The 12,407-nt window shown below is 39.9% G+C and carries 12 protein-coding genes and 1 other RNA gene; 11 read left to right on the top strand and 2 right to left on the bottom strand.

From position 1 onward, the window contains the following. The 3 genes from AC1DSL_RS13265 to AC1DSL_RS13255 all read left to right on the top strand — a co-directional run. The coding region (locus AC1DSL_RS13265; RefSeq protein WP_477532524.1) for a DnaD domain-containing protein at positions 1–510 on the top strand (510 nt) is incomplete at its 5' end. 12 nt (positions 511–522) lie between these two features. Next, the gene (nth, locus tag AC1DSL_RS13260) at positions 523–1,182 is read left to right on the top strand and encodes an endonuclease III (RefSeq protein WP_477532523.1); all 660 of its coding nucleotides are present in this window, start codon (positions 523–525) and stop codon (positions 1,180–1,182) included. Beyond that, positions 1,179–1,532 (top strand): YpoC family protein, encoded by a 354-nt coding sequence (locus AC1DSL_RS13255; protein ID WP_477532522.1) that lies wholly within the window; start codon positions 1,179–1,181, stop codon positions 1,530–1,532. Before nth ends, AC1DSL_RS13255 begins: the two co-directional genes overlap by 4 nt. Before the next feature lie 42 nt (positions 1,533–1,574). Here the strand turns inward: AC1DSL_RS13255 and AC1DSL_RS13250 are convergent, their stop codons facing one another. Beyond that, positions 1,575–4,256, bottom strand: a complete 2,682-nt coding sequence (locus tag AC1DSL_RS13250; protein ID WP_477532521.1) for a PBP1A family penicillin-binding protein — start codon at positions 4,254–4,256, stop codon at positions 1,575–1,577. Positions 4,257–4,272: 16 nt separating this feature from the next. Then, positions 4,273–4,893 (bottom strand): Holliday junction resolvase RecU, encoded by a 621-nt coding sequence (gene recU, locus AC1DSL_RS13245; protein WP_477532520.1) that lies wholly within the window; start codon positions 4,891–4,893, stop codon positions 4,273–4,275. Between the two features lie 182 nt (positions 4,894–5,075). Here recU and AC1DSL_RS13240 point away from each other — a divergent pair, with 182 nt between their 5' ends. The 8 genes from AC1DSL_RS13240 to AC1DSL_RS13205 form a co-directional block, all read left to right on the top strand. Beyond that, on the top strand, positions 5,076–5,261 hold the full coding sequence (locus AC1DSL_RS13240) for a hypothetical protein (protein WP_016427378.1): 186 nt from the start codon (positions 5,076–5,078) through the stop codon (positions 5,259–5,261). A 47-nt stretch (positions 5,262–5,308) separates the two neighbouring features. Continuing rightward, positions 5,309–5,692 (top strand): DUF1798 family protein, encoded by a 384-nt coding sequence (locus tag AC1DSL_RS13235; RefSeq protein WP_036659368.1) that lies wholly within the window; start codon positions 5,309–5,311, stop codon positions 5,690–5,692. Next, positions 5,670–7,961, top strand: coding sequence for a DEAD/DEAH box helicase (locus AC1DSL_RS13230; protein ID WP_477532519.1), 2,292 nt, complete (start codon positions 5,670–5,672; stop codon positions 7,959–7,961). The genes AC1DSL_RS13235 and AC1DSL_RS13230 overlap by 23 nt, the downstream gene beginning before the upstream one ends. Then, complete coding sequence (locus AC1DSL_RS13225) at positions 7,951–9,225, top strand: ribonuclease H-like domain-containing protein (protein WP_477532518.1); 1,275 nt, start codon at positions 7,951–7,953, stop codon at positions 9,223–9,225. Before AC1DSL_RS13230 ends, AC1DSL_RS13225 begins: the two co-directional genes overlap by 11 nt. Positions 9,226–9,299: 74 nt before the next feature. After that, entirely contained in the window at positions 9,300–9,593 is a 294-nt protein-coding gene (gpsB, locus tag AC1DSL_RS13220; RefSeq protein ID WP_016427374.1) for a cell division regulator GpsB, read from the top strand. A gap of 65 nt (positions 9,594–9,658) precedes the next feature. Beyond that, positions 9,659–10,036, top strand: an RNA gene (rnpB, locus tag AC1DSL_RS13215) — RNase P RNA component class B. 110 nt (positions 10,037–10,146) lie between these two features. Then, positions 10,147–11,283: a THUMP domain-containing class I SAM-dependent RNA methyltransferase gene (locus AC1DSL_RS13210; protein WP_477532525.1), complete on the top strand. Its 1,137-nt coding sequence runs from the start codon at positions 10,147–10,149 to the stop codon at positions 11,281–11,283. A gap of 57 nt (positions 11,284–11,340) precedes the next feature. After that, a partial coding sequence (locus AC1DSL_RS13205) for an ATP-dependent DNA helicase (RefSeq protein WP_477532517.1) occupies positions 11,341–12,407 on the top strand: 1,067 nt, incomplete at its 3' end.

Below are 12,407 nucleotides of genomic sequence, written 5' to 3'. Positions count from 1 at the left end.
CAAGTAAGTCGACATATGCAAAGATTGTTCCAAAAAGGGTATTTATCGATACAACAAAGATATGATGATAAAGGAGTATTGATTGAAGCCTTTTCGTTTCACTCATTATGGAATCGGTTGATTGACACAGTTCTGGAAGAAAAAACTTCACAGAAAGTAATGACTCAAAAAGAACAAGAAGGCGAGATTTTCCGATTGTTCGAACAAGAATTCGGGCGTTTCCTTTCCCCTATGGAAAGTGAAACTATTGCAATGTGGATGGATCAAGATCAGCAATCACCCGAGTTGATTCGAGCAGCATTGAAAGAAGCTGTACTTGCACAAAAAATGAGCTTACGCTACATCGATCGCATTTTGTTTGAGTGGAAAAAGAAAAATGTCAAAACTATGCAGGATGTTGAAAAACAAGCAAGTCAATTCCGCACAGTTCCGGAAAGAACATCGCCACCAACGCAACCGCAAAAATCAAATAAAGTACCATTCTATAATTGGTTAGAAGAGCGAGAGTAGGGAAGTGAAAATATGCTGACAAAAGGTCAATGGGAGTATTGTTTATCAGAAATGGATAGAATGTTCCCTGATGCTCATTGTGAGCTCGTTCACGCCAATCCATTTGAGCTGACAATCGCCACATTGCTTTCTGCACAATGTACGGATGTACTCGTAAATAAAGTGACCCCGGCTTTATTCGCAAAGTATCAAACCCCGGAAGATTATTTAAGTGTGCCACTGGAAGAACTACAGGATGATATACGTTCAATTGGATTGTTTCGTAACAAAGCAAAAAACATACAAGCTTTGAGTCGAATGCTGCTTGAACAATTTGATGGTGAAGTTCCTGCCAATCGTGATTTGTTAACCACACTTCCTGGAGTGGGTCGTAAAACAGCAAATGTTGTCGTTTCAGTTGCGTTTGATATCCCTGCATTGGCAGTGGATACACATGTGGAGCGAGTGACAAAACGTCTGGGTCTCTGTCGCTGGAAAGATTCGGTTCTGCAAGTTGAAGAAACAATCATGAAAAAGACGCCTATGGACAAGTGGTCAAGAACACATCACCAACTCATTTTCTTCGGTCGTTATCATTGCAAAGCACAAAATCCCCAATGTCCAGTTTGTCCACTGTTGTCCTTGTGTCGGGAAGGGAAAAAACGGCTAAACAAAGGATTGGTAGAAATTTGATTCGATTTGATGCCAAACATGCACAAAAAGAACATCTTAGCGGCATTCTAAGTCAATGGTCGACTTTAAAAGAAATGATACAAGATGCTTTTAAACTGAAAAATAAGGGTGTTCATGAGCAGATGCTTTTAGGCATTAAGCTATATGAAGATTTATTGGTTCAAGTATCAGAATCAACAAGTTTTAAGCCTGATGAGATTCAAGACTACGAAATCCTTCCTCTAAACGGGAAAGAACGATATATATTTATCATTACGAATTCGAATCGCTATGTAGCTTCTAGTCAGTTAAATGAGTTATTCGATGAAACAATTAAGAAAATTGCTCGATTGCGCATAAAATCCAACTAAAAAGAAGCAGATCCTTAAAAAGGATCTGCTTCTTTTTTTATATTATGGACTTATTGAGGAATCAGAATTCGATATTGAGGCGGTTCTCGCTTCAGTCTTATTTTCTGTACTGTTTGCGGCACCTTCAGTTGATCCGTCATCGCCCCCACCTTCTGGCGGTGGGGGAGTTTCACCTTCAGGAGGTGGCGTTGTCCCATCGACAGGTGGTGTCGTCCCGTCTTCAGGTGGAGGTGTCGTTCCATCGCCATCTGACCCGCCATTACCATTACCATTTCCGTTCCCGTTACCATTGCCATTCCCTTCACCTTCACCAGGAATTTCCGGTTCAGGTACTTCAACAGCATCAATTTCAAGTGTTGTACTAGCTGGTTCGCTTCGTACTCCTTCTGCTATTGCCACTACAGTAAATGTATAGGTACTGCCTGGAGTAATGCCTGTGACAATCAAGCCTTCCTGGCTAGTGGTTTGTAGAACAGAAGGAGTGCCTCCATCCACTGCAAACGAAACTTCAAATGCTACATCCACTTTGTCTTTATCACGTTTTGGTGCTTTGTGCTTCCAGGATAATGTAGCTGATTGATCGCCTTCACTGTATTCAGCTTTGAAATTTGATGGTGCATCCACTTCAATTTGTTCATATTCCTCGGAAACTTTAGTTGGTTCAGTTCCACGAACAAATAATTCTGTTCGTTTCAAGTTGTCCGGTGTAAATTCACTTGCAAGACGAAGAGGGGAAGTGCCCACTTCAACAGTTGCTTCTACAACTGAATTTGGTCGTTTAAAGCGTGGTGTATCTTTGTCTGCAGATATATCTGTCATAACATCTTTAAACAATCTTTGGGCGAAAGTGCGTTCAGTTGAATCGGCTGTATTGATTGCTTGTTTACGTTCTTTATAACCAGTCCAAACGGCGATTGAATAATTTGTCGTATAACCAGCAAACCAAATATCCGGAGCTGAGCCTTCAGGCAAATTATAATCATTAAATTCTTTGGATGTATAGTTGGTGGTTCCTGTTTTACCTGCAACATCCAAGCCTGGAATGATTGCTGCTTTACCAGATGCGCCTCTGCGCTCACTAACTACATCTCGAAGCATATCGGTCACCATAAAAGCAGTTGAATCTTTCATGGCTGGTTTTGATTTAGGTTTAAATGTTTTCTTCGTTTCTCCATCACGATAAACAATTTCACTAATAGTGTAAGGGTCTGAGTACATGCCGTCATTCCCGAAAGCTGCATATGACGCTGCCAACTTAATCGTGTTGATTCCGGTAGTTGCTCCAATCGCAGCAGATTCATAATCGAGATAGTCACCAGTAATGCCTAAATTATTGGCAAATTCTTTGCGGTCACCACTTTCGACTTCTTTGAAGGCTTTAACAGCTGGTATATTTCGAGAACGATACAATGCTTCACGCGCTGTCATAGCTCCCAGATATTCATTATCGAAATTGTAAATTTGTTGATCTGAATTTGAATAATTCATTTTTTCATCAACCAGGGTGTGACCAGTAGACCAATTCAAATATTCGATGGCAGGACCATAATCCAGGATAGGTTTAACAGTTGAACCAATACCACGTTTTGAAACATCTTGCGCGTAGTTAAATTCGAAGCTTGGGCCATAATCACGACCGCCACCTACTGCAACAATGGCACCTGTTTTCGTATCCAATACGGTCATTCCTGCTTGCATTTCTTGAGTAGGGAAGTTATCTCCTGAAAAAGCCTCTTCTACTGAACCCTGAGCTTGTGGATCAAGCGTCGTATAGACTTTCAATCCATCAGCTAAAGAATCATCTGAGCTTTTAGCTGCCAGTTCATTCAATACAATATCCAAAAATGCAAGATACTTGGTAGAATTCGAAGGTTTACGATTTTCTTCAGCTAGTAAACCTTCAGTTATTGGAATCGCTTGTGCTTCTTCCATTTCAGCTTTTGTAATTTTCCCATGCTGTTCCATCAGGCGTAAAACGATATTTCGACGTTTTTCTGCGGCTTCGGGATGTTTGAAAGGATTGTAGTTGTTCGGACTTTGAGGCATTCCGGCCAACATCGCCATTTCGTGTAGCTCCAAGTCTTTTAATTCTTTTCCGAAAAAGCTTTCAGATGCAGTCCCAAATCCATAAATATTTCCTGACATTAAGACTTTGTTGAAGTACATCTCAAAAATTTCTTCTTTTTCATACTTTTGTTCAAGTTGATAAGCAAGATAAGCTTCTTGAGCTTTACGTTTTAACGTTTTTTCATTTTGTAAAAATGAATTTTTTATCACTTGTTGTGTTAAAGTACTAGCACCTTGAGAACCAAATCCACTTGTAATGTTAGCAAGAATTGCTCCACCAAGGCGGTAAAAATCAATTCCGTTATGTTTATAGAAACGAGCGTCTTCAGTAGCCAATATGGCTGCTTCCATTTCTTTAGGGATATCTTCGTAATTCACATAATCTCGGTTTTCGGATCCAATTGTTGCAAAGACATCGCCATTTACATCATAAAACTCAGATGAAATTGGGTCCTTTAATGATTCTTCATCTAATTCTGGTGCGGAGCTTGCGTAATAAACAAAGAGTCCTCCACCGAATAACAGTCCTGCCAATCCAATAATGAGACAGGCCATAATAATACGTTTAAACCAACCTGTTGTACTTCTTTTTTTCGATTTCTTTTGTTTTTCTAATTCTTTTCTTCGTTGTCCACGAGAGTTAGCTTTTTCGCTCACGAACGTCTCCTCACTTTCACGGCTTCACAGATTCCTCTGAAAGCATCTTTGTTACTCCCCGCAAATAGTCAATTGGAGGATAAGCTCCTGGGACTATTTCAAAGGCATGTTGTTCGAAAAATTCGAACGGAATTGATTTGCGACCACCTTTACACATTTCATCCCATGCATCTTGAAGGGGAYGATAAGGTAAAACGAAATATCGATTGATGGATGAAAAACGAACGATTAAAAAGGTAAGACCTTTCTGTTCCGTTACCAGTCGCATGTGGTCAATTTGATGAGCATGGATATTCTTTAAAGGGAAGGAAGTTTTATTTTTCGTTTCTTTCGCTTCAAAATCCACATGAATGCCTTGCCATACACCATTAAAGTCTGTTGTCGAAGCAGTCCGATAATAGGCTTCTCTTATGACAGCTGCACTTCGGGAAGGATATTCTACTTTTACTACTTGGATAGGTACAGGTTTTTTATGAATGACTGCCGTACCTTTTTGCATATAAAAGTCATTTGTTTCATTAATCTCATCCTCTAAGGTTTTTCCCCGGTTACTGAAGGTATAATCCTTCTTTGCACGTTTTTCCGAATTATTTTTTGTGGGCGTATAAATCTTACCATTCGGGTAGTTAAATGCCATGCTCGTCACCTCGCATACCAGTTTATCATAACCACACCCTACTAGACGTGATTCGCGCTTTAAGGTTTCATAGTTTGTGTGTCGAATTGTTGTAAGTATTAGCTTAATCCTTCTAGTTTTGTCGTTGGCAAAGGATTTCATCATGTTATGGAGAACTTCACTAACAACTGGAGGGATGCAGCATGAAACGTATAGAAGAATTGATTGAACAATTGTCATTACTTGAACATATCTTGGAAGCACGATTTATACAGGAAAGATCTACACAAACGCAAACTGTCATCGATAAAGGGCATCAAGTAGGAAAAGCATTAAAAGAAACGGAACAAATGATAGAATGGAATACCTGTTCGCAAAAAAGTGGTTAAAACCACTTTTTTTTGTTACTATAAACAGTAACAAAGGGGCTGAGAACATGAAGTTAAACGAACATACTAAATTAATTTTGGAAGAAAGTCAAAACTGTCTAATACGTCATCAAGAGATGCGTGATAGGGAGGCATCTCCTGATTTTTTTTCACAAGTGAAGCCCCATGCCGATTATTGGCATGCTTTCCTAATTGAATGGAGAGCAAATGCCAACTCTTGGATTAACCATCACCGTCCGAAGTATATGCGAATCCAACAAATAGATGCGGCAATTGAAGCTTTCAATCAATATGTCGTTCAATCATTTTATAAAGAGACTGGAAAAAAGAGGTTTGCGCAGTCTATACAGTCAACTTGTTACACGTTGCAAACTTTTATACATGCCATAGAGCAAGAAGGTGAAAAGCTTGATCAGGAAACAATCAATTAATGACATATTAAGTGAATGGAAGCAAGACCCGATCATGCGAGAACGAATTGTTCATTGGCATACGATTGAGAAAAAAGAGGCATTCTTGTCTGATTTCCCCGAAGATTTACATCCGTCCATCCAGCAGGCACTGAACGAACGGGGCATTACACAACTCTATAGCCATCAGAGAATTGCTTATGATATAGCGCGTATGGGTCAATCCTTTACAGCCATCACACCCACTGCATCGGGGAAATCCCTTTGCTATCATTTGCCTGTCCTTCAATCAATCGTCGAAGACAGTTCTTCAAGGGCACTTTATTTATTTCCCACGAAAGCGCTCGCTCAAGACCAAAAGTCCGACTTGAATTTATTGATTGAACAAATGAATCAAGATATTTTGAGTTACACCTATGATGGCGACACTTCACCGGCAATTCGCACAAAAGTAAGAAAGGCTGGTCATATTGTTTTGACCAATCCTGATATGCTCCATTCGGGTATATTACCTCATCATACGAAATGGGTTTCCTTGTTCGAAAATTTGAAGTATATAGTGGTCGATGAGCTGCATACATACAAAGGCGTGTTTGGAAGTCACGTGGCACATGTTTTGCGTCGATTAAAACGCATCTGTCAATATTATGGAAGTAATCCGGTTTTTATTTGTACTTCGGCAACAATTGCAAACCCGAAAGAACTGGCCGAATCATTAACTAACGAAACTCATACACTGATCGATGAAAACGGTGCACCGTCGGGTAAGAAAAATTTCATTTTTTATAATCCGCCAATCGTTCACCCAACCTTTGGTGTCAGACGTAGCGCTATTCTCGAAGTTCGAGATCTAGCTAAACGCCTATACAAGGAAGGGATTCAAACCATCGTATTTGCGAAAAGCAGGGTACGTGTTGAGATGCTTGTCACGTACTTAAAAGAACTATCCAAGAAAAAAATAAATGATGAATCCATTCGTGGCTACCGAGGAGGGTATTTACCTTCTGAACGGCGACAAATTGAAAAAGGTTTGCGGGATGGAACAATTCAGACTGTAGTCAGTACAAACGCATTGGAACTGGGTGTGGATATTGGTCAGCTCCAAGCCTGCATCATGACCGGTTACCCTGGGAATATTGCAAGTGCTTGGCAACAGGCGGGCCGTGCAGGACGTAGACAGGATGAGGCCTTGATAATATATGTTGCGCAATCAACTGCACTTGATCAATATATTGTGAATCACCCTTCATTCTTACTCGGTCAATCTCCAGAAGAAGCCCGCATTCATCCAGACAATTTAGTTATATTGATGGATCATTTAAAGTGTGCTTCTTTTGAATTGCCTTTCAAAACGACTGAACAGTACGGGGAATTTGAAATACAAGAGTTACTTGCCTATTTGGAAGAAGAAGGAATATTGGTTCGAACCTCTGACAAATGGCATTGGATGAGTGATCGTTTTCCTGCACATGAAATCAGTTTACGTTCTGCGTCACAGGAAAATGTCATCATTATTGACCAAACCATCCCTGCTGCAACTAAAGTTATTGGAGAAATGGATCGTTACAGTGCGATGACATTATTGCATGAAGAAGCGATTTATTTGCATCAGGGCATTCAGTTCCAAGTGGAAAAGCTGGACTGGGAAGAAAAGAAAGCCTTTGTAAGAGAAGTGGATGTAGACTACTTTACAGATGCAAATCTTGCAGTTGAATTAAAAGTGATGAGTGAAGACAAAGAAAAAACGTTTAAACACGGCTCTGTGTTTTTTGGGGATGTATCGATTTTAGCGATGGCGACCATATTCAAAAAAATTCGGTTTGATACACATGACAATATCGGGTCAGGCCCTATCCAGCTTCCTCCGGAAGAATTGCATACTTCATCGAGTTGGTTAAGTTTCAATCGACCCTCTGGCTGGACTGATGCAATGCTCACAGATGCCATGACAGGTGCAGCGACTTCCATCGCATCGTTCATCCCGTTGTTCGTCCATTGTGATCGTCGCGATATTCATGTTGTACCACAAGTGAAATCGATTCATGCTGAACTCCCTACATTTTTCGTTTATGATAGCTACCCAGGAGGGATTGGCATCAGTGAACGCGTATTTGACGTTTGGCCTGAATTACTTGGACACGTCGAACAGCATGTCGAGGCGTGCCCGTGTGATCAAGGTTGTCCCGCATGCATCGGACCCCAGGAAGCAAGCGTTGGAATGAAAGATGAAGTGTTGAAACTTCTAGCTTATTTACAATTAGAATCAACTGGTGATCCGTATGTCATTTGAAAAAAATCTCTTACAAATGAAGAAACTGATTAAGAAAAAGCCAACGAAATCTCAATCGCTGGTTCCTTTCGTCATTCCAGAAAAACCGAAGTATACGGAAGAGTGGGAACGGGCAGGTCTGAAAATCATTGAAAATGATTTTGGTATCGTTTTTGAAAAAAAGATAGTTTATGACCGGACATATTGTCACGGTGATTTTCAATTAAAAGAAGTTTTCGATGCTTTCGCATTGTGGAATTCTTTTCAAGGTGTTCACCCCATATCAACAGATGGACAGCATGTTGTTTTTTTTGATACGGAAACAACAGGTCTAAAAGGAACAGGTACCTACATATTCTTAATCGGGCAGTTAATATGGAATAAAGATCATTTTGAGATGACTCAACATGTTTTAGCGGATCCGAGCCATGAAGCGGCAATGTTGTACGAGTCAGGCTTATGGAAAGCTGGCCAGACCGTCGTAACGTATAATGGCAAAAGTTTTGATTGGCCCCAATTGCAAACACGATGGACAATGAACCGAGAGCATCTACCTAAACTGTCAGATCCTACACATATCGATTTACTTCATGGGTCTAGAAGAGTTTGGCGGAATGAACTGGATCAATTCAAACTAACAAAAATTGAAGAAGATAAACTTGGATTTAAACGTGTTGGGGATATTCCAGGACATCTGGCTCCGATTATTTATATGGATGCTGTAAAAAGCGGGAATCCGGCGACCTTATTAAAAGTTCTACACCACAACGAATGGGACATCCTCTCATTACTTACATTGTTTATTCACACGACAAAATTGATTTTGAAAGAGCAGTACATCGATTCTAGTATCTCATCAACGAACATTGGAAAATGGTTTTCGGATCTGAAAGACTTTGAAAAAGGGCAAAGTGTTTTTGAGCAAATTACAACCCAATATAGTACTGATGAAGCTGCTATGGCGTTTTACTATTTAGGCTATGAATATAAACGCACGAAGCAATACGACCTTGCTTACGAAGTATTTGAAAAGGCACTCGGATACGTACAAGATGGTTGGAAAATAAAAACGTATGAAGAGCTGGCGAAAATAGCGGAACACGTGAAAAAAGATTTTGATCTTGCCAAACTTCATGTTGAAGAAGCATTGATCCTCATACAAAAAACTCCGATTTTAAAAGAACAACAAAAAGAGAGAAGAACACATGCATGTAAAAAGCGTTTGGAACGAATAATCAAGAAACAAACTATTTCCCGGGCAAGCGCAGGTTTCGACAGAAAATGAGTGAGGAAATGAACGACAAAACGTTCTTTATGCTATAATAAATCCATGCATGAACAATGGAAGGACGATGTATTATGGATATGAAATTGACGCCAGAAGTCATTTTGGAAAAAGAATTTAAAACTGGATTACGCGGCTATCACCAAGATGAAGTAGATCAGTTCTTGGATGAAGTCATTCAAGATTACAATACTTTTATGCAAACAATTGAAACACTAAAAGCTGAAAATAGACGATTGAGAGACGAATTGGATGAAGCGCCAAGACGTCAAGTTGCTGCACCTTCAACAGGAACAACTAACTTTGATATTTTAAAGAGACTTTCAAATCTAGAAAAACATGTATTCGGCAGTAAGTTGTACGAATAATTCAACATTCCAAGGATGGATTGTTTATTACATGAATATCAAGTATAATGAAGAAACCATTTAGATAATCCAGGTAATCGCTGCAACGCTTGACGTTGTAGAGGAAAGTCCATGCTCGCACGGTTCTGAGATGACCGTAGTGTTCGTGCTTAGCCAAAAAATAAGCTAAGGCAGTGTTACAGCTGACGGCGGGAACAACACCTAAGTCTTCGGATATGGTCTATGTTCTCTGAAAGTGCCACAGTGACGGAGCTGATTCGGAAACGTTTCAGGTGGAACGAGGTAAACCCCACGAGCGAGAAACCCAAATTATGGTAGGGGCACTCTCATGCAGGAATTGAACGAATTGAGGGACAGACAATGTCTGTAGATAGATGATTACTACTCACTTGTACGAGGCATCAGCCGCTTGAGTACGTGATAACAAAACATGGCTTATTGGGTTTTCTAATGGGTATACTTGACTACACAAGCTCTCCACTAATTCGGAGAGCTTTTATTAATAAATAAGCAAATAAATGAAACAATGATCGTTAAAAGAAAGGATGAGATGATGACGACTCATCGATTAGTAGCAACATCAGCAATGGGGTTAGAATCCATTGTGGCAGATGAAGTAAAAAAATTGGGGTATGAAACCCAGACTGAAAACGGAAAAATATATTTTGAAGGGGACGAGCATGCCATTGCCCGTGCCAACATGTGGCTACGAGTAGCGGACCGTGTCAAAATAATAGCTGGTGACTTTAGAGCCACCACGTTTGATCAATTATTTGAACAAACAAAAGCGATTCCTTGGGAAAAATATTTACCGGTAGATGCAGCTTTTCCTGTTCAAGGGAAATCTGTTAAATCAAAATTATTCAGTGTGCCCGATTGTCAGGCAATTGTTAAGAAGGCCATTGTGGAACGTTTAAAATTGGCTCATAAACGAATTGGTTTTTTGGATGAGTCCGGTGCAACATTTAAGATTGAAGTTAGTATACTTAAAGACCAAGTAAAATTAAGCATTGATACAAGTGGTGTCGGTTTACATAAACGAGGGTATCGCTTAGATCAAGGGGAAGCTCCATTAAAAGAAACGTTGGCTGCTGCACTGGTCTATATTTCAAAATGGAATCCTAATCGTCCGTTTGTTGATCCATTCTGTGGGTCTGGGACAATTCCTATTGAGGCAGCGATGATTGGTCAAAACTTAGCTCCAGGGTATAACCGTAGCTTTATTAGTGAAGACTGGCCATGGATGTCAAAAAAAATATGGGAAGATGTTCGCTTGGAATCTGAAGAGTTAGCGAACTATGATCAGCCATTAGATATCACAGGTTCTGATATAGATGCGCGAATGATTGACGTTGCAAAAAACAATGCAATTGAAGCTGGCTTTGCCGATTTAATTCATTTTAAACAGCGTCAATTAAGAGATTTCACAACTTCGTCTTTGGACGGTGTTCTGATTGGAAATCCACCTTATGGTGAGCGTATCGGAGAAAAAGAAACGATCGAAGACATGATTCATGATATGGGGCGTATAATGGATAGTTACCCTACATGGTCTGTTTATATGTTGTCATCAATGGCAGACTTCGAAACGTTATACGGGCGTAAAGCGACTAAGAAACGCAAATTATTTAATGGATTTATCGAAACAAACTATTATCAATATTGGGGTAAAAAATCACCTCGTGAATAGCACCCAAAACGGATAGGTCAACCTATCCGTTTTCTTATCGTTTGAAAGGGGATCACTATGAAGCAAACATTACCATTTGCACTAACGAAAGACCGCTCTTTTTTTGAATCACTAGGTGATTGGATGGGAGACGTTCTTTATGATGAACTTCCTGAAAAAGGATTCGAATGTCGTGATGAGCAGATTTATATGGCCTATCAGATTGAAAAATCTTTGAAAAATAAAAATGTTTTGTTTGCCGAAGCTGGCGTAGGAACAGGGAAGACGATTGCTTATTTACTTCCGGCAATTTCCTATGCGCGATACACAGGAAAACCTGCTTTGATTTCGTGTGCTGATGAGACGTTAATTGATCAGCTCGTTAAAAAAGAAGGAGATATTCAAAAATTACAAGATTCACTAGGATGGAACATTGATGTCCGTCTGGCGAAATCACGTGACCAATATTTATGTTTAAAGAGACTTGAGCACGAACAAAAAACGAATGATGAAGAATTCCTGGAACAAATTGAAGATGGAATTCCTGATTTTGTGTACGGTCATCAGTCGCTCCAATCGGTTTACCCATACGGAGAGCGCAGTGCTTTTCCGGATGTCAGTGACGAGGATTGGCAAAAAGTAAATTATCATCCGATTCAGCAATGTGCCGTTTGTGATATCCGCAACCGTTGCGGTCAAACGATTCATCGACAAAATTACCGTGAAGCTGGAGATTTGATCATTTGTTCGCATGATTTTTTAATGGAACACATTTGGACAAAAGAATCGCGTGTGCGTGAAGGACAAATGCCTTTACTTCCTGACGTTTCGATGATTGTACTGGATGAAGGTCATTTATTGGAATTCGCTGCTCAACGTGCATTGACTTATGAAGTACAGAGCCAAACGCTTGTGTCATTGATTGACCGTGTCGCACAGGATGGCGTACGTGAAAAGACATTGCAATTGCTAGAAAGATTGCAGGACTTACATGATGATTTCTTCAAAGAATTGCTGACTCATGCACATGGTGAAGAAGGAGAACGTCTCCATATAGATAAAACAGACCGCGTTCTTCAGCTAGGCCAACAGCTTGTGAAATTAGTAGAACAAATTTTAGAAGAATTTGTATTTGAATCAGAGCT

The organism is Paenisporosarcina sp. P4_D4 (genome assembly GCF_056401835.1).
Note: the sequence above shows the minus strand (reverse complement) of the source record. Positions and strands in the feature narration are given on the sequence as shown.